24 protein-coding genes are annotated in these 19,535 nt (G+C 42.1%); 19 read left to right on the top strand and 5 right to left on the bottom strand.

The genetic code is table 11. From position 1 onward, the window contains the following. Window positions 1–10: 10 nt before the first annotated feature. Complete coding sequence (locus QWT69_RS08105; RefSeq protein ID WP_317970745.1) at window positions 11–199, top strand: zinc-finger domain-containing protein; 189 nt, start codon at window positions 11–13, stop codon at window positions 197–199. Between the two features lie 45 nt (window positions 200–244). Here QWT69_RS08105 and QWT69_RS08100 read toward each other — a convergent pair whose 3' ends face one another. Then, window positions 245–448 carry a cold-shock protein gene (locus tag QWT69_RS08100; protein WP_317970743.1) on the bottom strand — a complete coding sequence of 68 codons (204 nt, stop codon included), beginning with the start codon at window positions 446–448 and terminating at the stop codon, window positions 245–247. Window positions 449–586: 138 nt separating this feature from the next. Here QWT69_RS08100 and QWT69_RS08095 point away from each other — a divergent pair, with 138 nt between their 5' ends. Together QWT69_RS08095 and QWT69_RS08090 are read left to right on the top strand one after the other, a co-directional pair. Further along, window positions 587–1,237, top strand: a complete 651-nt coding sequence (locus tag QWT69_RS08095; RefSeq protein WP_317970741.1) for an HD domain-containing protein — start codon at window positions 587–589, stop codon at window positions 1,235–1,237. Window positions 1,238–1,311: 74 nt separating this feature from the next. Then, window positions 1,312–2,382: a mechanosensitive ion channel family protein gene (locus tag QWT69_RS08090; RefSeq protein WP_317970739.1), complete on the top strand. Its 1,071-nt coding sequence runs from the start codon at window positions 1,312–1,314 to the stop codon at window positions 2,380–2,382. A 21-nt stretch (window positions 2,383–2,403) separates the two neighbouring features. Here the strand turns inward: QWT69_RS08090 and QWT69_RS08085 are convergent, their stop codons facing one another. Further along, window positions 2,404–2,943 (bottom strand): transcription repressor NadR, encoded by a 540-nt coding sequence (locus QWT69_RS08085; RefSeq protein WP_317970737.1) that lies wholly within the window; start codon window positions 2,941–2,943, stop codon window positions 2,404–2,406. Between the two features lie 93 nt (window positions 2,944–3,036). On the opposite strand from QWT69_RS08085, the gene QWT69_RS08080 reads away from it, so the two are divergent. The 11 genes from QWT69_RS08080 (at window position 3,037) to QWT69_RS08030 (ending at window position 13,699) form a co-directional block, all read left to right on the top strand. Beyond that, the gene (locus QWT69_RS08080; protein WP_317970735.1) at window positions 3,037–4,113 is read left to right on the top strand and encodes a branched-chain amino acid aminotransferase; all 1,077 of its coding nucleotides are present in this window, start codon (window positions 3,037–3,039) and stop codon (window positions 4,111–4,113) included. A 53-nt stretch (window positions 4,114–4,166) separates the two neighbouring features. Beyond that, complete coding sequence (gene menC / locus QWT69_RS08075) at window positions 4,167–5,276, top strand: o-succinylbenzoate synthase (RefSeq protein ID WP_317970733.1); 1,110 nt, start codon at window positions 4,167–4,169, stop codon at window positions 5,274–5,276. Then, a complete protein-coding gene (locus tag QWT69_RS08070) occupies window positions 5,251–6,198 on the top strand; it encodes a DUF6612 family protein (RefSeq protein ID WP_317970731.1) in 948 nt (315 codons plus the stop codon). Before menC ends, QWT69_RS08070 begins: the two co-directional genes overlap by 26 nt. A 166-nt stretch (window positions 6,199–6,364) precedes the next feature. Beyond that, window positions 6,365–7,618: a Y-family DNA polymerase gene (locus tag QWT69_RS08065; protein WP_317970729.1), complete on the top strand. Its 1,254-nt coding sequence runs from the start codon at window positions 6,365–6,367 to the stop codon at window positions 7,616–7,618. A gap of 119 nt (window positions 7,619–7,737) precedes the next feature. After that, window positions 7,738–7,869 (top strand): hypothetical protein, encoded by a 132-nt coding sequence (locus tag QWT69_RS08060; protein WP_317970727.1) that lies wholly within the window; start codon window positions 7,738–7,740, stop codon window positions 7,867–7,869. A gap of 68 nt (window positions 7,870–7,937) precedes the next feature. Further along, window positions 7,938–8,270: a YolD-like family protein gene (locus tag QWT69_RS08055; protein ID WP_317970725.1), complete on the top strand. Its 333-nt coding sequence runs from the start codon at window positions 7,938–7,940 to the stop codon at window positions 8,268–8,270. Window positions 8,271–8,349: 79 nt separating this feature from the next. Further along, entirely contained in the window at window positions 8,350–10,104 is a 1,755-nt protein-coding gene (locus tag QWT69_RS08050; RefSeq protein WP_317970723.1) for an ABC transporter ATP-binding protein, read from the top strand. An 8-nt stretch (window positions 10,105–10,112) separates the two neighbouring features. Beyond that, window positions 10,113–11,894, top strand: coding sequence for an ABC transporter ATP-binding protein (locus QWT69_RS08045; RefSeq protein WP_317970987.1), 1,782 nt, complete (start codon window positions 10,113–10,115; stop codon window positions 11,892–11,894). A gap of 172 nt (window positions 11,895–12,066) precedes the next feature. Further along, the gene (locus tag QWT69_RS08040; protein WP_317970721.1) at window positions 12,067–12,777 is read left to right on the top strand and encodes a cytochrome c biogenesis CcdA family protein; all 711 of its coding nucleotides are present in this window, start codon (window positions 12,067–12,069) and stop codon (window positions 12,775–12,777) included. A gap of 87 nt (window positions 12,778–12,864) precedes the next feature. Next, on the top strand, window positions 12,865–13,194 hold the full coding sequence (locus tag QWT69_RS08035; RefSeq protein ID WP_317970719.1) for a thioredoxin family protein: 330 nt from the start codon (window positions 12,865–12,867) through the stop codon (window positions 13,192–13,194). Continuing rightward, window positions 13,187–13,699, top strand: a complete 513-nt coding sequence (locus QWT69_RS08030; protein ID WP_317970717.1) for a CcdC family protein — start codon at window positions 13,187–13,189, stop codon at window positions 13,697–13,699. Before QWT69_RS08035 ends, QWT69_RS08030 begins: the two co-directional genes overlap by 8 nt. Before the next feature lie 51 nt (window positions 13,700–13,750). Here the strand turns inward: QWT69_RS08030 and QWT69_RS08025 are convergent, their stop codons facing one another. Continuing rightward, entirely contained in the window at window positions 13,751–14,203 is a 453-nt protein-coding gene (locus tag QWT69_RS08025; protein ID WP_317970715.1) for a DUF2621 domain-containing protein, read from the bottom strand. A gap of 133 nt (window positions 14,204–14,336) precedes the next feature. Here QWT69_RS08025 and QWT69_RS08020 point away from each other — a divergent pair, with 133 nt between their 5' ends. From QWT69_RS08020 to QWT69_RS08010, 3 genes are all read left to right on the top strand, one after another. Beyond that, complete coding sequence (locus QWT69_RS08020; RefSeq protein WP_317970713.1) at window positions 14,337–14,465, top strand: YvrJ family protein; 129 nt, start codon at window positions 14,337–14,339, stop codon at window positions 14,463–14,465. Window positions 14,466–14,574: 109 nt separating this feature from the next. Continuing rightward, window positions 14,575–15,177, top strand: coding sequence for an SCO family protein (locus QWT69_RS08015; RefSeq protein ID WP_317970711.1), 603 nt, complete (start codon window positions 14,575–14,577; stop codon window positions 15,175–15,177). Between the two features lie 7 nt (window positions 15,178–15,184). Continuing rightward, window positions 15,185–15,889 (top strand): lytic transglycosylase domain-containing protein, encoded by a 705-nt coding sequence (locus QWT69_RS08010; protein WP_431312327.1) that lies wholly within the window; start codon window positions 15,185–15,187, stop codon window positions 15,887–15,889. Between the two features lie 44 nt (window positions 15,890–15,933). Here QWT69_RS08010 and QWT69_RS08005 read toward each other — a convergent pair whose 3' ends face one another. Together QWT69_RS08005 and QWT69_RS08000 are read right to left on the bottom strand one after the other, a co-directional pair. Next, window positions 15,934–16,188 (bottom strand): GlsB/YeaQ/YmgE family stress response membrane protein, encoded by a 255-nt coding sequence (locus tag QWT69_RS08005; protein ID WP_317970709.1) that lies wholly within the window; start codon window positions 16,186–16,188, stop codon window positions 15,934–15,936. Between the two features lie 109 nt (window positions 16,189–16,297). Then, on the bottom strand, window positions 16,298–16,843 hold the full coding sequence (locus QWT69_RS08000) for a cysteine hydrolase family protein (protein ID WP_317970707.1): 546 nt from the start codon (window positions 16,841–16,843) through the stop codon (window positions 16,298–16,300). 144 nt (window positions 16,844–16,987) lie between these two features. Between QWT69_RS08000 and QWT69_RS07995 the strand changes: the two genes are divergently transcribed. Both QWT69_RS07995 and QWT69_RS07990 read left to right on the top strand, forming a co-directional pair. Further along, window positions 16,988–18,169: an alanine racemase gene (locus tag QWT69_RS07995; protein WP_317970705.1), complete on the top strand. Its 1,182-nt coding sequence runs from the start codon at window positions 16,988–16,990 to the stop codon at window positions 18,167–18,169. Further along, complete coding sequence (locus QWT69_RS07990) at window positions 18,157–19,473, top strand: D-arabinono-1,4-lactone oxidase (protein WP_317970703.1); 1,317 nt, start codon at window positions 18,157–18,159, stop codon at window positions 19,471–19,473. The genes QWT69_RS07995 and QWT69_RS07990 overlap by 13 nt, the downstream gene beginning before the upstream one ends. The last annotated feature ends 62 nt before the right edge of the window (window positions 19,474–19,535 follow it).

Raw genomic sequence — 19,535 nt, 5'->3', positions numbered from 1 at the left:
GGAGGTTTCTATGGATAAATTAATGGTCATGCAGGAAATCAATGATGTGCTCGATACGTATTGTGAAGGATGTTTTATCAAAACGCAACAGGCAAAAGAATTCGGCAAAACCGGAGCCCATCAATTTTGCATCAGCACATGTACTATCGGAGAACAATTGAAATTCCTTGGGAATGAAATGAATAAATTGACAAAATAATATCCCGCCACAAGTTGCCGGCGGGATGCTTTAATGCATGATTATTTACGAGATAGTCAAGACATTTGCCGCTTGAGGTCCACGGTTTCCTTCGATGATTTCGAAGGATACGGCCTGGCCTTCATCGAGTGTCTTAAATCCTTCTGACATAATGCCAGTATAGTGGACGAATACATCCTCGCCATTTTCCGTTTCGATGAAACCATATCCTTTTTCATTGCTGAACCACTTTACTTTACCTTGGTACATGCATATTCCTCCCTCGGCATTTCAATGTCCTACCCATTATTAACATGGTTGTTTTTACTATACATGAATCGACATTATACGTCAATGATGTGCCGAAATTTTCAGTCGAGTCAAAATTGAACAGAAAAGGGTGAGTTTATGGAGACGATTTTTAAACAATGCATGAAGCAGGTGCGCGGTACATATGAACGTTTTGATGCAAGTCACGATTTTGATCATATCTTACGTGTCATGAAAAATGCAGAGAATATTGCAGCGGCAATGCCAGAGGCAGATTTGCCAATTATCCGGTTGGCAGCTCTTCTTCATGATATCGACGATCCTAAATACTTCAAACGAGGCAATCAGTCGGCAGAAGACGTCATGCGAAGTGCTGGGGCGGATGACGAGACTGTATCACGTGTACTGGACATTATCAAAAGCGTTTCTTTTAATGGAGGAAACGAAGAAGCTATCACTTCCACTGAAGGAGCAATTGTACGCGATGCAGATAGGCTTGACGCACTGGGAGCAATCGGGATTGCACGCACATTTGCATTTGGCGGCGCAAGAGGGAGAAAACTATATGATACACAAGAGATTTCAAGAAACAAGATGACCGAAGCGGAATATCGGTCGAAAGAGACGTCTTCGGTTACGCATTTCTATGAAAAACTTCTACTTCTGAAAGAATTGATGGTTACTACAGAAGGAAAACGTCTTGCCGAACAACGTCATACGTTTATGGTCGCTTTTCTTGATCAGCTGGAGGATGAAACGGGTAGTAGCTTCCAAGCAGATATCAACTGATGTGTATGTGTATTTCTTTTTCTTGTTGCATCTGTTTGTTAAGATGAAGGACGTAATTAAGGAAGGAGTGAATTATGATGGACATCGAAAGATTGATGGAGTGGCTCAGGATGGAACAGGTAATCAGTTCCTTGATCGCAGTAGGCGTACTGCTTCTGTTTTGGCTATTGCGTAAAGTTTTTTCAAAATACATATTTACGATTGTATTGAAGATAAGCAAAAAAGCACCAAACAGTTTCTTTTCGAATATAATGCTGTCATTTGAGAAACCTTTTCAATGGCTGGTTACTATCATCGGATTTTATATAGCAGCTGGCTATTTTCCTTATTTCAACCGAGAAAGTTTACTTTTTCTCGATTTAATCAGGTCGTCGATTGTTATTTTAATCGGTTGGGGATTTTATAATCTGTCAGGCGCAACATCGAATTTATTCTCCAATTTGAATACCCGTTTCAATATTAAAATTGATGACATACTCATTCCATTCCTTTCAAAAACATTGCGATTTGTCATTATCGCTGTGACGGTGAGTGTAGTTGCCCAGGTATTTGGCTATAATGTAAACACATTTGTTGCGGGACTTGGTATCGGCGGATTAGCTTTCGCCTTTGCCGCTAAGGAGTCACTCGCCAACTTGTTCGGAGGAATTGTCCTCATTACAGAAAAACCTTTCACAATCGGAGATTGGATTTATACGCCTAGTGTTGAGGGGACAGTAGAGGACATTTCTTTCCGCAGTACGAAAATCCGGACATTTGGTCAAGCGCTTGTCACTGTTCCAAATGCTACGCTTGCCAATGAAGCGATAACAAATTGGAGCAAAATGGGGAAACGACGTATTTCGTTTAACCTGCAAGTCACATACGACACGGAAAAAGTTTCCCTTGAACGAAGTATCGCCCGTATTAGGAAGATGCTCCATAATCATGCGGACATTCACCAAGAAACCGTTTTTGTCACGTTTGACGAATATAAGGTAAACGGAATGGATCTCATGTTCTACTTCTTCACTAAAACAACTAATTGGGAAAAGTATTTGCAAGTGAAAGAGGATGTCAATTTTAAAATCATGGATATTCTCCGGGATGAAAATGTCACATTTGCTTTGCCGAACAGCAAGTTGATTGTCGAAGAACAGAAATAAAAATAACTAAGCGGGTATTCTTCATTCAATGAGAATACCCGCTTTTCTTAATGCGTTCTCGGCTTCGTTAATCTGTTCATATGTGTCGGCTGTGACGGTGTGCAGATGTATGCCTTCTTCGGATAGATTCGCAAGATACACGGCTTTTGCTTCAAGCACTTGATGCATGAACGCTTTCACTTCACGCCTGTTCGACACCATGATCGAAGCACTCAGATCCCCATATACAGGATGCTCGACCTTGACATCCTTAACAGTCAGCCCATGATCGACTAAGATGTTCAATTCCTCTTCTGTCTGTTCTGGAGTATGCTTGCAAACAAGCGTCTTTGCAATCTTTGCTGGCCCTTTCAGCGGATGAACATAGAGGTAGCCTTGGCTAGTCGCGATAATGGGCTCGTTCACCGCTTTTAGCAAGTTGACGTCACCTACAATGACTTGCCGGCTGACATTTGCCATGTCACCTAGATCTTTTCCAGTGAGCGGTTTTTCGGATTCGCGTAAGGTTTGCAGAATCATTTCCCGGCGCTCTTCCCCGGGCATCTTTATCGAATCGGTCATCCTTATCACTCCTTTGTTTACATTTTATCATATCAGCCTTGGGAATTTCGTGTATAATGAAAAAATACATAGTTCGATCAGGAGGGATTTATCTTGGAGAATTTATCGATAGAAGTAAAATTGACAAAAGAACCTAAAGTGAAACCGGCATCCGATCAGCTTGCGTTCGGCACTGTATTTACGGATCATATGTTCACAATGGATTATACGGAAGGTCACGGATGGCATGATCCAATGATTATCCCCTATGAACCAATCACAATCGATCCAGCAGCTATTGTTTTCCATTACGGTCAAACCGTTTTCGAAGGATTGAAAGCTTATGTGACCGAAGAGGATGAAGTGTTGTTATTTAGACCGGAAGAGAACATGAAAAGATTGAACCGTTCCAACGAAAGGCTTTGCATGCCCCACTTTGACGAAGAACTTGCCTTGAAAGGTTTACGTAAACTGATCCAGATTGACAAGGATTGGATTCCGAAAATAGAAGGTACATCTCTATACATACGTCCGTTCATTATTGCGACACAGCCGTATTTAGGGGTGGCTCCTTCGAAGACGTACCGTTTCATGATTATCCTTTCGCCTGTAGGTGCCTATTACAAAGAAGGCATCAACCCGGTGAAGATCGCAGTTGAATCTGAATTTGTCCGCGCTGTGAAAGGTGGGACAGGTAGTGCAAAAACTGCAGGCAACTATGCAGGTGCCATGAAAGCACAGGAAGTAGCTGAAGCAAAAGGTTATTCCCAAGTACTATGGCTCGACGGCAAAGAACATAAATATATTGAAGAAGTTGGCGCGATGAACGTCTTCTTTAAAATGGATGGAAAAGTCGTTACCCCTGAACTTAATGGCAGTATCTTGGAAGGAATTACACGCAAATCCGTCATTGAATTACTCCGGTATTGGGATATCCCTGTAATAGAGCGGAAAATATCGATAGATGAACTGTACGAAGCGCATCAAGTAGGAATACTTGAAGAGGCGTTTGGCACAGGAACAGCGGCCGTTATTTCCCCGATTGGTGAACTTTCTTGGAACAATGCCAACCTAACAGTGAATAACGGTGAAATCGGGGCATTATCGAAAAAAATCTACGATATGATGACTGGAATCCAGACAGGCAGATTGGAAGATCCATTTGGCTGGCGCATGACAGTGGAATTATAATTACAACAACACCCTGTCAATCGGTGACAGGGTGTTTTTATGGAGGGATTAGCATGCTTATCGAACAATTCACGGTCCGCAGATTGAAAATGAGAATGAAAGAACCTTTTTCAACTAGTTTTGGTACGATGCAGGACAAGCAGTTTTTATTGATTGAAGTGAAAGACGAACTCGGGAACTGCGGATGGGGGGAATCCGTTGCTTTTGAAGCACCATGGTATACAGAAGAGACTGTAGAAACGAATTGGCATATGATTCGTGACTTCCTCATTCCTCTTCTCATTGGAAAAGAACTTTCCCATCCCGATCAAGTCGGAGAAAATTTTTCGTCAATACGTGGAAATAATATGGCGAAAGCGGCAGTCGAAGGGGCTGTTTGGGATCTGTACGCTAAGCGCAATAATCTTTCATTAGCAGAATCATTGGGAGGGGGGCGAGCGTATATTGATGTCGGCATCAGTATCGGTCTCCAACAAAATCTGTCGGATTTGATAGAAAAAGTCCGAATGTTTTTGGATGAAGGTTATAAAAGAATAAAAGTGAAGATCAAACCAGGAGCGGATGTTGAATTGCTTCGCAGACTGCGAGCCGTATACCCGGATGTCCCACTTATGGCGGATGCAAATTCGGCGTACACACTCGACGATATCGACTTACTTAAACAGCTTGATGATTTCGGTCTTCTCATGATTGAACAACCGCTCGGCTATGACGATATTGTCGATCATTCCATACTGCAGAAAGAACTGAAGACCCCCATCTGCCTAGATGAGAGTATTCACTCTCTTGCGGATGCGCGAAAAGCGATTGCTCTCGGCAGCACAAAGATTATCAATATTAAGATTGGCCGGGTCGGCGGATTATCCGAAGCGAAAAAAATCCACGACTACTGCATGGATAATGGTATTCCGGTTTGGTGTGGCGGTATGCTGGAAGCAGGCATCGGCCGCGCTCACAATATTGCTTTAACCTCTTTGCCAAACTTCATACTTCCCGGCGATACTGCAGGCTCTTCACGTTATTGGGAAAAGGACATTATAACGCCTGAAGTGACTGTGCAAGACGGTAAAATCAAAGTACCAGTCTCCAAAGGTATCGGTTTTACACCGAATCTTGCAACGATAGAGGAATTTACAGTTGGAAAATGGCATTTTACGAAATGACTTTACAGCCTATTTTATAATCGATGCAACTTCTTATTCGAAATTTCCGTCCAATGCATTGATGAAGTTCACTTATTCCAGTAAAATGAACGTAGGTTTTGTAGAAAGGAAGTTTACATTGAAAAAAATAATGAGTATCTTCGCTGTCAGCGTAACTATTTTGCTGCTTACGGCTTGCAACAGCACGGGTGGTGCGGCACAGAAGAAAATGACGGCGGCAGATCTGTTGGACAAATCTGAACAGGCAATGGCCTCATCGTTGAAATCGGTTCGTGCACATATTTCGTATGACGATTATGGCGTGACGATTTATGACGGTGATATTGAAAATAACGAGAAATCAGGATCGAAATTCGATATGAACATGGATGCTTTTCTTGACCCAGTCAAAATCCGCCGACAAGTTCAGATCCATCCGCGCGGTGTGGAGAAATGGAATCTGGAAATGTACAATGTTGGAGACAATTTGTTCGTGATGGACGATCGAGACAAAAAATGGAACGAAACGTCGACTGATCCTCTTGCGGAATCTTTCGGTACGTTAATCTCAGCGACAAATCCGCTGTTAGATTTGTCGAAATTCAAAGTGTTTGCGGATGATTTTATCCTTGAGCCAATTGAATATGGGTATGCACTGCGTTTATCGTTGGACCGTAACGAATTTAAGAAATTCAATGAAATATTTCCCGAAATTGGTCCGTCCGAAGAAGGTTTCCTACTCATCGACAAAATGGATTTTGTCATTACAATCAACAAAAACACTTTATATGTGACGAGCTTTAAAATGTCCGCGGACATGAAAACATACAGCGGTGGTAATTCCTATAGGGCGCGTCAAAAGTTGAACGCCACATATAGCTATTTCAACGATATAAAAGATTTTGTATTGCCTGAAGAAGTGAAGGCTTCTGCAACAGAATAATATGTCTGGTGTCTATCCTGGTAAGGATGGACACCTTTTTTATATCCTGCCAATTTGGTGCGATACCACACATTTTTATGGGAACTGGGAATAGAGCCCATTGAATAACTTCGTTCGTTTCGTGTATACTATTGAGAACGAATGTTCGATATCGGAGGTATGCGGTATGTACGAAGGGTTACCGGACCGGAAAATTGTCTGTCTGGATATGCGTAGTTTCTATGCAAGCTGTGCAGCTGCACTTGAAGGGCTGGACGTTATGGATACGCCTATCGCCATTATTGGCGACAAAGAACGAAAAGGAGGTATCGTCCTTGCTGCCTCACCGGCTTTAAAAAAGGAATTTGGCGTACAGACGGGCATGCGGCTGTTTGAAATACCGGATGATCCATCCATTCGGCTAATTGAACCGAAAATGCAGTTTTATATCGATGTTTCCATGGAAATCGCCCGCCATCTGAACCGCTACGTGCCAAAAGAGGCAATCCATGTATATTCCATTGATGAAAGTTTCATCGACTTAGATGGAACTGAACGGCTTTGGGGCAACCCAGAAGATACAATACGGCGGATTCAGGATGAGTTGTACGAACAATTCCAGTTGCGATCGGCATGTGGAATGGGGCCGAATATGCTGTTATCCAAACTGGCACTGGATCTTGATGCAAAAAAGACGGGGTTTGCCCAGTGGAAATACGAAGATGTCCCGGCAAGACTTTGGCCCGTAGCTCCTTTAAGCAAGATGTGGGGAATCGGCGGACGGATGGAGAAGAATCTCAATGCAATGGGGATTTTTTCAGTCGGAGACTTGGCACATACGCCATTAGAACGTCTGGAAAAGAAGTTCGGTATCATGGGCAATCAGTTGTATCATCATGCGCATGGCATCGATTTATCGGAAATGGGTGCCCCTTTGATAGAAGGACAAATCAGTTACGGCAAAGGTCAGATCCTCTTCCGGGACTATGTGAAGCGAGAAGATATCCTCGCTGTCCTGTTAGAAATGTGTGAAGACGTTGCTTTTCGCGCAAGGGAAGCAGGTCGGGCTGGTCGCACAATCCATCTGTCTGTTGGTTATTCAAAAAACGCGCTCGGTGGTGGGTTCGGACGTTCCCGTACGATGCATGAAGCGACGAATGATACACTGAAAATCTTTGGTTTATGTGCGGAACTGCTTGATGAATTCCATGACGATCGCCCCGTAAGACGCCTCGCCATTAGCCTCGCAAATCTTGAAGAAGAACAGTCGATGCAATTGAGTCTTTTTGAAGAACATAAATGGCGAAATCGCCAACTGGGCAAAGCGATGGATTCTTTGCGTAAAAAATATGGATCCACCGCAGTATTGCGTGCGGTATCCTATACGGATGCGGGAACAGCAGTCCATCGTTCAAAACTGATTGGTGGTCACTACAAATGAAATGCCTGCCCAGCAAAAAGCCAGGCGGTCCAATTTTCGATTACAATTTTTTGTTTGACCGGAATTCGGCCAAGTCGCGTTCCAACTGTTCCACCTTCTTCATAAGTCGGGACGAATCAATGGCGTTACGGACAATGAAGCGAAAGATGAAAGAAACGATTACGATTGAAAAAATCATTGTCAGTATGAAAGTAGTTGTATCAAGCATTACTAGTTCACCTCTTCTCGACGAGTGTATTCTATCAGTATAGCAATAGCAACTTTTACAAAACAATTTGATGTCAGCAGAATTTCATTACATATTAAAGGAGATGAGCGTATGCTTCGTGACCGCGGACGTATCAAATGGACGGCAATGATGCTGCCGGAACATGTCGGGCAACTGCGCGAATGGCAAAAAGAAGATTATTTTCAACAAAGACAACAACCGGATGAACAACAGCTGGAAGAATGGGATTTACAGTTTCAAAAAGCAGTCCAGATGAATCTGCCGATTGCCATCGCTTACTGGAAAGGTCCAGAGGTGTTGATAGGTAAGGGTTTTATCGGCAAGATTGATCTGCTTGAAGGCGTTGTTCACATGAAAAATGAAGCAGGTGAAGCACACCGAATCCCATTTGTCGACATAAAAAGTATTTCAGATTTCGAATAATTTAAGTTTCGTACCTTTTCTATTGTTCAGAATTTTGATAGACTGTTCAAGGGTAGAGAAAAAGAGTAGGGGGAATACTGTGAAAGTCTTATTACAGCTAGGCTGGTTTTTCAAACAACGGAAGAAACAATACGGTCTCGGAATCGCAGCACTCATATTTGTTTCCTTGCTGCAGTTGCTTCCTCCAAAAATCATCGGCTATATCGTTGATGATATTACAGAGGGTACATTAGTTGCGTCAAAGCTGACCAACTGGCTCATCATTTTGGCAGTCGCAGGAGTTTTGATGTATGCATCTCGCTATTATTGGAGGGTAATGATTTTCGGATCAGCTGTACTGCTATCCAGAACGATGCGGGAAAAGTTATTTACTCACTTCACTAGGATGTCGCCGTCATTCTATCAGAAAAGACGGGTCGGCGATTTGATGGCTCATGCCACTAATGACATCAACGCCGTCCAACAGACAGCAGGGATGGGGATACTGACACTTGTCGATTCCATTTCAACAGGGGGATTCGTCATTTTGACAATGGCGTTGACGATCAACTGGAAACTGACATTAATTGCACTTATTCCATTTCCATTCATGATTTTCCTGACGAGCTATTATGGCAGACTGTTGCGTCGCAGATTCCGGTTTGCACAAGAGGCATTTTCCAATCTGAATGATAAGACACAGGAAAGTATTTCAGGTATCAAAGTCATTAAAACGTTCGGGCAACAAAAAGAAGACATAGATGACTTTACCGATTTGTCGACAGATGTTGTTGCGAAAAATATGCGCGTTGCAAAAGTCGATGCGTTGTTCGATCCGACGATAGCGGGAATTTTTGCAATATCGTATATTCTATCATTCTACTTCGGAACGAAATTCATTATCGCGGAAGACATGACGATCGGTGATATGGTAGCGTTTAGTACATATCTCGGACTATTAACTTGGCCGATGCTGGCATTCGGTTTTCTATTTAATATCGTGGAGCGTGGAAACGCATCCTATAGCCGTATTACGGAATTGTTATCCGTCGATGCCGATATCCAAGACGTCACTGGAGCGATTGATGAGCGTCCTGAAGGTAATCTGCATTTTGACATCGATGAATTCTATTTCCCGGATGACGAAACACCAGCTCTCCATAACGTTCATTTCACATTGAACCGCGGGGAGACGTTGGGGATTGTTGGGAAAACAGGATCAGGTAAAACCGCTATTCTAAAACTGTTGTTACGGGAATTTGAAGGATACAAAGGAAATATCATGTATGGCGGACATCCAATAAACCAATACAAGCAACAGCGTTTACGTGAGTCGATCGGTTATGTACCGCAGGATCATTTCCTATTCTCTACGACAATTGGAGAGAATATCGCATTCACGAATCCGAAACTGGATCGTGAAGAAATTTATGAAGCAGCAAGACTTGCCCATATCCATGAAGACATTTTAGGATTTGAAGAGTGCTATGAAACAATCGTCGGCGAACGTGGCGTATCCCTGTCGGGCGGACAGAAACAACGTGTATCCATTGCGCGTGCACTGATTATGAAGCCAGAACTGCTTATATTAGACGATTCGTTATCTGCCGTCGATGCAAAGACGGAAGAGGCCATTCTTGAATCATTGAAACGCACACGGACAGGGGAAACAACAATTATTACCTCTCACCGATTAAGTGCAATTCAACATGCGCACAAAATCATCGTCATGGATGCAGGAGAGATTGTTGAAGCAGGCACGCATGAGGAATTGCTCGCGTTAGATGGAAAATATAAAGAAATGTACGACCTGCAACAATTGGAAGTTCTTGTTGAGCAAGGAGGGGAAGAATAATGCAACCGATGGAAAAACAGCCTAAATTGACAGCAAAAGATCAGTGGGGCGTATTCAAACGACTGATGCGCTATGCCATCCCCCATAAATGGAGTATTACAATTGCATTGTTCTTCTTGCTGCTGACAGTTGCAGGAAGCATCATCGGACCGCTCATTATCCAGACATTCATCGATGATTATTTGACGCCGCTTCAGTTCCCGAAAAGTGAAGTGACGACATTGGTGCTCGTTTACATTGGACTGCAGCTGTTTATTGTTGCCGTCTCCTATTTTCAGCTATTACGTTTCCAGGACATCGCATTGAAAGTCATTCAGCAAATGCGAATTGACGTGTTTACAAAAGTGCAAGGACTGGGGATGCGTTATTTTGACCAGACACCAGCAGGAAGCATTGTATCACGTGTTACGAACGACACTGAATCAATCAAAGAGATGTTTGTCAGTGTTGTAGTGACATTCCTTCAAGCGATTTTCGTTCTGATTGGTGTATATATCGCGCTCTTCTCACTCGATGTGAAGTTGACATTCGCTTCCATGACACTAATGCCATTGTTCTTACTCATCATCACTATATACCGTCGTTACAGTGCGGACTTCTATCAAGATATCCGCGAACGGTTAAGCCAGTTGAATGCGAAAATTGCTGAATCGCTATCAGGAATGGGCATGGTGCAGGCATTCAGACAAGAGCAGCGGTTATCTAAGGAGTTCGATGATATAAATGAAGGACATTACCGCGCTGGAATGCGTAACATTAAGTTTGACAGCGTGCTGCTAGGTCCATTTATTGATCTTCTATATGCATTTACTATTGTTTTCGTGCTCGGTTATTTTGGATTTATGTCGTTAGACAGCGCAGTGGACGTTGGGATTATTTATGCATTCACTACGTTGATCGGTAGACTTTTTCAACCAGTTCAACAAGTTATGCAACGGTTGTCGATTTTTCAACAAGCGCTCGTATCAGCATCACGTGTATTTAAATTGATGGATGAACCTGATATGGAACCATTGCAGCATGATGCTGAGCAGAAGAAAGTGCAAGATGGAAAAATTGAATTCAAAAATGTCACATTTGCCTATGACGGCAAAAACGACGTATTGAAGAATATTAGTTTTACTGCAAACGCCGGAGAGACAATCGCACTTGTCGGGCATACAGGAAGCGGAAAGAGTTCCATCATCAATCTTCTCATGCGTTTCTATGAGTATGAAAAAGGTGAAATTCTTATTGATGGTGTTTCATTGAAAGAATTACGGAAAGCTGAACTGCGAAATAAAATCGGTCTGGTTTTGCAGGACCCGTTCCTGTTTTACGGTGATATTGAAAGTAATATCCGTTTGCATAATGAAGGCATGACATCGGAAGAAGTACGAGCAGCGGCAGAATTTGTGCATGCGAATGAATTCATCGAAAAGCTTCCTTCAAAATATTCACAAAAGGTGACGGAACGCGGATCGACATTCTCAAGTGGACAACGCCAACTTGTCGCATTTGCAAGGACGATTGCAACGAATCCGAAAATCCTTGTACTCGATGAAGCAACAGCAAACATCGATACGGAAACAGAAGTAGCAATCCAGACGAGCCTTGAGAAGATGCGTAAAGGTAGAACAACTATCGCCATCGCACACAGATTGAGTACGATTCAAGACGCTGAACTGATACTCGTGTTGCATAAAGGGGAAATTGTTGAGCGTGGAACCCACCAACAACTTCTCAATCAAAAGGGTTTATACTTTATGATGTACCAACTTCAAAACGGCATCGTGGATGACGCCATCTAATTGTTTAAAGACCTGCCTACACTGGAATGACAGTGATATGCAGGTCTTTTTCACATTTCCGAAACAATTAACGCATATTTCACATGTTCATAAACTGTTCACAGTCAAATATGACGTATTTGACTGGAGGATTTGATACGATAGTGGGAGAAAAAATAAAGGGGAGAGAATAATGCCGACAGATTTAAATGTATTCCTAGCGTTCGGCGCAGGCTTCCTAAGTTTCATATCACCTTGCGTCCTGCCGTTGTACCCCGCTTTCATTTCCTATATTACAGGGATGTCAATCGATGATTTGAAATCGGATTCGAAACGGATGAACCGAAACGGAATGCTGCACACACTATTTTTCCTACTCGGATTTTCAGTCGTATTCGTATTTTTAGGATTCAGTACTTCATTCGTAGGCACTTTCTTTGTACAGTACAAAGATTTATTGAGACAAGTAGGAGCTATTTTCATCGTTTTATTCGGATTAATGGTCATTGGGCTATTTACACCAAAATTCCTGATGAAAGAGCATAAACTTCAGTTCAAGAATAGACCTGCAGGTTATTTGGGTACTGCCCTAATCGGTCTAGCGTTTTCAGCGGGCTGGCAACCGTGCATGGGGCCAATTATCGGTGCAATCATAGGACTTGCAGCGGCAAACCCGGGATCTAGCATGTTGTATATGATGTTATATGTATTAGGTTTCGCTATTCCATTTTTCGTATTATCGTTTTTCATTACAAGACTCGGATGGATTCGCAGAAACAGTCAAAAAATCATGAAAATCGGCGGCTATATTATGATAGCGTTTGGACTATTGCTGTTCTTTGACGGCATTCAGTTCCTAACAAGCTTGTTGAGCCCCATTTTCGGTGATTTCCAAGGATTCTAACAGCCGTATAGTGAATGAATATAAAAAAGCTTGCCTCCGGATAAGTAGTCCGGAGGCATAATTGATGGTGAAGTGGAGGAAATGCCGATGAAAGAAATCGGAACTTTTGAACAGTGGTTGGAAATTAAGGTAAATGAACCACAGTTGGTCTTATTCGTTAAAACAGAGAATTGTTCTGTCTGTGAAGGCTTGTATCCCCAAGTGGATGCATTGCGAAGTGATTACACAATTCCTTTTTTTAAAGTGAATATTGCTAAAGTACCGGAAATGGCCGGACAGCTGTCCTTGTTCACCGCCCCTGTTGTCTTACTATTTCACGAAGGACGAGAGATGTCCCGTTTTGCACGTTTTGTCCAAATGGAGGAGTTAAAATATCGTTTGGATGAACTAATGGAACGGAGGGAGGGGCATGAATAAATTACAGCAGTTCGTCACGTATGTGTTCAATGATATCCCTCCTATCTATTTGATAGTCGGTTCTACCGTCGTGTTTATCGTGATGGGTACGCTTGCTTTCATTGTCCGCTCAAAAGCTTCAGCTAGGCCAATATCTCCTAAGCGCATTATTTTGCCACCTATGTTCATGTCGACAGGCGCACTCATGTTCCTTTTTGTAGAGTTCAGAGTTCCCTTCACGCAAGTTTTGGAAGCTTCATTAGTAGGACTACTCTTTTCGTTGCTTTTGATTAGAACGACTAATTTTGAACAAATAGAAGAGAAGCTCTATGTGAAGAAATCTAAAGTATTCCTTTTCATCCTGTTTGCATTATTAGTCATCCGCATGATTGCCAAGCTTATATTGAGTAGTTCAATTGATGTTGGTGAACTGGCAGGCATGTTCTGGATTTTGGCATTTGCTATGATAGTGCCATGGCGAATCGGCATGCTCGTGAAATATTATGGAATGGTAAAGAACCCCTGATAATAAACAAAAAGGCTTTCCTTAAACAAGGAGAGCCTTTTTGCATGTTATTTAAAATAAATGCTCGTATGGGGTCATGTCAACTTCCATGGAGTTTAACTTTTTTCGCAGGAAATTATGATCCCTCTTGGGAGTGGCGATAATATAGCCACGGATAATATGGTCAAAGTCAATGGTTTTTGCCCGATCCTCTAAAGCAATCTGTCCGATTTTTGCACCGATTTTCTGTTTTGCTACATCACGAAATAATTCCGGTACCGGACTGACGAGTTCATTTAACATGCTTTTCGCTTCCTCATTCCAAAGATGAAGGGATTCATTCACATAATGTTCTTCCCAGTCCAGTGTCGACTTGCCATCCGCTTTCGGAAAGACTTTGAGAAATTTCCGGAACATGAAAAACCCGCCGATGCCGAATAACCCTACAAGGACGATACACCAAAAAAAGATGAACCACATAAAAAAATCTTGCACTTTCTTCACCTCTTCCATTCTACTATCCATTATAAGATCTTTTTCAAAAAAATACACGGACAACGTATCCGTTCTTCATATTCTTCTCTATATAGTGTGTGAAAGCTCTCCAGTTCAATGCTGGAGAGCTTTTAGCTTTTGTGTAAAGGGAAGCTGAGTCATAATGGAACAATGGATGAATCTTATACAGCAGGTCGGTATTCCAATCTGTGTATCCTTTTATTTGCTGCACCGTCTTGAAACCAAACTTGAAGCCATTCATGATGCGCTGGTTTCATTGAAAGTGAAGTAAACTTCACTGAACCGTCAAAGTTTTGACAAGAACGTATGGATAGTGTGGTTGTTTGTAAAGTATGTATCCACTATGATAAAGTAAATACTGATAGTAGGGGAGTCTGAATATGCGTAAAAAAATGATGGCATTAACTTCGATGATTATAATGATGCTGGTCGTAAGCGCTTGTTCCATGGGCGGTTTCAAGGCTGATCATAAATATAAAATCGAAGACTTTGATTTTGAAAACCAGCATAATGAGAACGTTTCATTGGATGATTTAAAAGGCACTGTTTGGCTTGCGCAGTTCGTCTTTACAAATTGCGAAACCGTGTGCCTGCCAATGATGGCGAATATGACTGACCTTCAGAAGCAGTTAAAAGATGCGGGTGTGGAGGACTATAAGCTCGTTTCGTTCAGCATCGATCCAAAAACGGATACGCCTGAAGAAATGCAGTCCTATTTAGATTCATTCGATCCGGTCGATCAAAGTAAGTGGGAAATGTTGACAGGCTATAGTCAGGAAACGATCGAGAAGTTTGCGATTGGCTCATTCAAGACGTTCGTCAGCAAAACACCTGGAAATGACCAAGTCATCCATGGCACGGCATTTAGCCTTGTGAATAAAGACGGTGTCTCAGTAAAATCGTATAACGGTGCCGAAAATGTACCATACGACCAAATCATCAAAGACATGAAAGCATTAATAAAAACAGACCAAGAATCTTAAATGATATATGGAAAAGAGTGGTGCAGTGAAAAAAAAGAAGCGGAAAGGTTTATCGAACAAAACCAAATTCATTATGATCATTTTGCTTCTTCCCGTCGCTGTCACGACCTTCACTTTGGCGGCTATCGTCTGGACAACTGTTCAACATCCCGAACTCATCAAAAAATCAGCAAGCACGCTATTGGAACTTCAGGAACGCCATACGGCAACAACAATCCCTGAAGAATATATTCCAATTTATCAGGCTGCAGCAGATGAATATAATATACCTTGGACACTCCTCGCTGCCCATCATCGTATAGAAACCCGATTTTCTACGATGGATTCCTTATTGTCACCGGCTGGAGCGGAAGGCCATATGCAGTTCATGCCCTGTACATTTGTCGGGTGGTCTTATCCGGGATGCGACGGACTTGGCAAAGGGAATATTCTCGAAGCTGATAAAACTGATCCAGCTGTCATTAAGAAGTATGGCGGTTACGGTGTCGATGCAAACGGCGACGGTATAGCAGATCCTTATGATATCGAAGATGCTATTTTCAGTGCGGCGAATTATTTGTCTAAAAGCGGAGCAGCGGACGGAAATATCGAAAAGGCAATATTCCATTATAATCATAGCGAAAAATATGTGGAAGATATATTGTTCTTTTATAATGAATTTGAAGGCCAGAGAATAGATATGGAAGCCAAAAAAACAGTGGGAACGGATTAACCGTTTCCACTGTTTTATTATATATTCTCGAAGGTCTTATAATATTATGTTGCTCTACGCATTGACTTCATGATCAAGCTGACAATGAATACCAAGATGATTGCGCCTAATAATGCAGGGACAATATAGAAATCTGAAACTTTCGGGCCCCATGCGCCTAGCAATGTTCCACCAATCCATGCACCAATGATACCCGCAATAATATTACCAATAATTCCACCTGGAATATCTTTACCTAGAATAAGACCTGCTAGCCAACCGATAATACCGCCAATAATTAAGAACCAAATAAAACTCATGTACGCCATCTCCTTTTTTGTAAGTTGTAATTGCCTTCGTAGTATTTGAATATCCTTTATTTTGATACCTCAAACATTTTTAGCAAAATAAATACAAAAAAGATTACTATCAACGTATGATTTTTGCTCCAAGCGTGTTCTCAAAATGGCGTAATGCCCAAGCATGACCTTCTGCATCGAAACTCGCGACACCTTTTTCATGGATGACGAGATTATATCCTTTGTTAAAGGCATCAACAGACGTGTGTAAAATACAAATATCTGTACATACTCCGACCAAATGCAACTCTGTAATACCGCGTGAACGAAGTTTAATATCTAGATCAGTTCCTGCAAATGCACTATAGCGCGTTTTATCGGTCCAAATAATTTCTTCCTTCCGTTCCTCATATAAGTCGTGTAATTTGCCATAGAGATTGCGTCCTGCAGTCCCTTTAATATTATGGGGAGGAAATAATGTTGTTTCTGGATGATATGGATCGTTTTTTTCGTGTATATCATTGAGCGTGATAACAAGGTCACTTGCATCTAGAAAATTTCTAGTTAGATCTAAGATATACTCTTCCAAAGCGATTCCCGGTTCTCCACAAGACAATGCACCGTCTCTAGCAACAAAGTCATGTGTATAGTCAATAACCAATAAAGCTTTTTTCATCTTTCCCACTCCTTTTGATTAGCTGCATATTCATCATGCCATAAAGCTAGAAAATTATCAGCAAATTTCAAATGTAAAAGACCTAATTTTTGCGCCTGTCACGAAATCAGAATATACTTAACTTATAGAGAAAAACATAGGGAGATGGATAAAGTGAATGATGCTTTGAAGGCCTATGCTAACCTAAAGCGTCCATTTGCATGCATTGATATGGAAGCGGTAGATTGGAATATCGAAATGGTAAACAGACTTACTGTCGACAAAAAGATCCGTATTGCTACCAAATCGGTCAGATCTGTCGAACTACTGCGTTATATCGCCGAACAGTTGACTAATCACGGTGGCTGGATGACGTATGACTGCGAAGAGACCCAGTTTTTATTGGAAAGAGGTTTTGACGATTTGTTGATCGGTTATCCGCAGTTGGAGAAGGCAGCTATCGTTTTACTCATTCCTTACATCGCCAATGGTGCAAAAGTGATTTTCATGGTGGACAGTGAAGAACAAGTGGGTCTTTTACATCGTATCGGTGAAGCCTTCGATGTAAAGATTGAAATCTGTCTTGATATAAATCTATCTACAGATTATAAGTTGCTCTATTTTGGAACCCAGCGATCATCCTTGAAGAAACTAGATGATGTGAGAGAACTGATTCAAAAACTACAAGTATATTCATTTGTCGAAGTTGTTGGCGTTATGGGTTATGAAGCGCAGATTGCCGGTGTAGCAGACATACCTGCTGCCAAATGGCAGAAGCCTATTATTCGCGCATTAAAACTTCATTCAGAAAAAAAAGTGGATTTATATCGTAAAGCTGCAGTCCATGAAATCCGCAAAGCTTTTCCTGCTGTCCGTTTTGTGAATGGCGGGGGGTCGGGCAGTATTGAATTTACATGCCGTGCGGAAGAGGTGTCAGAAGTGACAATCGGGTCGGCCTTTTATTTTCCTGCATTGTTCTCCAGATATAACAATGCACCATTTGAGCCTGCGACATTTTTTGCTTTGCGAGTGACCCGGAAACCGGATGCCCAAATTGCGGTTTGCCACGGGGGAGGATATGTAGCATCAGGCGCACCAGGCATCGATAAAAGTCCAGTACCGGTATGGCCGAAGCATTTGACGCTATTGGCAAACGAAGGAGCCGGGGAAGTGCAGACGCCTGTCTATGACAAAGAAAAATCTTTATCGATAGGCGATACAGTCTTTTTTCGACATGCAAAGGCAGGAGAGCTTTGTGAGCAGTTCAATGAACTGCATGCAAGACGGGGAGATCGTTACGTGAAAACATTCAAAACGTATAGAGGAGATGGAGCATGCTTCCTGTAATTCGTAGTGGACGACAAACGTGGAATAACTGGGCTGGCAATGTACATGCACAACCGGAACATTTCCATTTCCCTGAATCTGTGCGTGAAATTCAACAGATCATCGACAGTTGCAGGATCCGTGGGAAAACATTAAAAGTGATTGGGGCTGGTCATTCTTTCAGTGCAGTAGCGAAACCGGATGATGAAGCGCTATCTTTGCACCGAATGAGGGGATTGGTTTCCGTCGACCGGTCATCGATGGAAGCAACGTTTTGGGCCGGCACCTATTTGTATGAAGCTGCCCCGCTGCTTGCTTCTGCTGATATGGCATTTGAGAATATGGGGGATATCCAACAGCAAACGATTGCGGGTGCAATTAGCACAGGGACACATGGTACCGGGATCAGATTTGCTTCATTATCGAATCAAGTCGTTGCGTGGACGTGGGTGGACGGCAACGGGGAAGTACGACATCATCGCCGCGATGATGACGATCTGTCAAACGCTTTAAGTATCTCGCTCGGATTACTCGGTGTACTTGTTAAAGTTACCATTCGTACAGTACCACTATATAGTTTGACTGTGACAAATGAACGCAAGCCGTTTCAGCAGGCAATGGCGGAATGGTCAACCGGTTTAACAGAGCATAGACATCTGGAATGGTTTTACTTTCCAGGTTCAGATAGTATACAAGTCAAAACGATGAATGAGACAACATTAAAAAAACAACATTGGCATTCAAAATCGATGGACTTCGTAAAGGATGGTATTATAGAAACAGTCGGCTTCAAACTCATGTCCGAAATCGTACGTCTAAAACCACAACTATCAAGAAAAATGACGCATTTTGCTGCATCTGCCATCCCGACTGGAACTAAAAGTGGCTATTATCATGAAATATTGCCGACTCCTAGATTAGTTCGGTTCACAGAATGCGAATATGCGATTCCGCTGAGCAGTTTTAAGACTTGCATGGAAGAAATGCATGGATTTTTAAAAGCACATCCATTTTACGTCCATTTCCCGATTGAGTGTCGGGTGACAGCTGGAGAAAAGGGAATGTTAAGTCCTACTCAGGGAGTGCCTTCCGCTTTTATCGCATTTCATATGTATAAAGGAATGGACGATGCACCTTACTTCAAATGGGTCGATGCTCTAATGAAAAAATATGACGGAAGACCACATTTCGGTAAGATGAACAAGCTGCACGGCGAAGAAACAAAAGCTCTTTACCCTCAGCTTGGGCGCTTCCTTGAAATCAGAAAACAGTTTGATCCTGCAGATGTATTTATGACACACTATATGCAAAACCTGCTTTTATAAGAGTCTTTCTCGGGTCATTACAATTTCTTATGAAAGACTATAATTATTAAGTATTTTACTTA

The organism is Sporosarcina oncorhynchi, from assembly GCF_033304615.1.
GTDB classification, from domain to species: Bacteria; Bacillota; Bacilli; order Bacillales_A; family Planococcaceae; genus Sporosarcina; species Sporosarcina oncorhynchi.
The sequence above is the reverse complement of the archived record's forward strand: the minus strand, read 5'-3'. Positions and strand labels throughout refer to the sequence as shown.

Coding starts and splice junctions, on each gene's coding strand:
- QWT69_RS08105 (WP_317970745.1), top strand. CDS start 11: ATGGATAAATTAATGGTCATGCAGGAAATCAATGATGTGCTCGATACG.
- QWT69_RS08100 (WP_317970743.1), bottom strand. CDS start 448: ATGTACCAAGGTAAAGTAAAGTGGTTCAGCAATGAAAAAGGATATGGT.
- QWT69_RS08095 (WP_317970741.1), top strand. CDS start 587: ATGGAGACGATTTTTAAACAATGCATGAAGCAGGTGCGCGGTACATAT.
- QWT69_RS08090 (WP_317970739.1), top strand. CDS start 1,312: ATGATGGACATCGAAAGATTGATGGAGTGGCTCAGGATGGAACAGGTA.
- QWT69_RS08085 (WP_317970737.1), bottom strand. CDS start 2,943: ATGACCGATTCGATAAAGATGCCCGGGGAAGAGCGCCGGGAAATGATT.
- menC (WP_317970733.1), top strand. CDS start 4,167: ATGCTTATCGAACAATTCACGGTCCGCAGATTGAAAATGAGAATGAAA.
- QWT69_RS08065 (WP_317970729.1), top strand. CDS start 6,365: ATGTACGAAGGGTTACCGGACCGGAAAATTGTCTGTCTGGATATGCGT.
- QWT69_RS08060 (WP_317970727.1), top strand. CDS start 7,738: ATGGCGTTACGGACAATGAAGCGAAAGATGAAAGAAACGATTACGATT.
- QWT69_RS08055 (WP_317970725.1), top strand. CDS start 7,938: ATGCTTCGTGACCGCGGACGTATCAAATGGACGGCAATGATGCTGCCG.
- QWT69_RS08045 (WP_317970987.1), top strand. CDS start 10,113: ATGGAAAAACAGCCTAAATTGACAGCAAAAGATCAGTGGGGCGTATTC.
- QWT69_RS08040 (WP_317970721.1), top strand. CDS start 12,067: ATGCCGACAGATTTAAATGTATTCCTAGCGTTCGGCGCAGGCTTCCTA.
- QWT69_RS08035 (WP_317970719.1), top strand. CDS start 12,865: ATGAAAGAAATCGGAACTTTTGAACAGTGGTTGGAAATTAAGGTAAAT.
- QWT69_RS08030 (WP_317970717.1), top strand. CDS start 13,187: ATGAATAAATTACAGCAGTTCGTCACGTATGTGTTCAATGATATCCCT.
- QWT69_RS08025 (WP_317970715.1), bottom strand. CDS start 14,203: ATGGATAGTAGAATGGAAGAGGTGAAGAAAGTGCAAGATTTTTTTATG.
- QWT69_RS08020 (WP_317970713.1), top strand. CDS start 14,337: ATGGAACAATGGATGAATCTTATACAGCAGGTCGGTATTCCAATCTGT.
- QWT69_RS08015 (WP_317970711.1), top strand. CDS start 14,575: ATGCGTAAAAAAATGATGGCATTAACTTCGATGATTATAATGATGCTG.
- QWT69_RS08010 (WP_431312327.1), top strand. CDS start 15,185: ATGGAAAAGAGTGGTGCAGTGAAAAAAAAGAAGCGGAAAGGTTTATCG.
- QWT69_RS08005 (WP_317970709.1), bottom strand. CDS start 16,188: ATGAGTTTTATTTGGTTCTTAATTATTGGCGGTATTATCGGTTGGCTA.
- QWT69_RS08000 (WP_317970707.1), bottom strand. CDS start 16,843: ATGAAAAAAGCTTTATTGGTTATTGACTATACACATGACTTTGTTGCT.
- QWT69_RS07995 (WP_317970705.1), top strand. CDS start 16,988: ATGGATAAAGTGAATGATGCTTTGAAGGCCTATGCTAACCTAAAGCGT.
- QWT69_RS07990 (WP_317970703.1), top strand. CDS start 18,157: ATGCTTCCTGTAATTCGTAGTGGACGACAAACGTGGAATAACTGGGCT.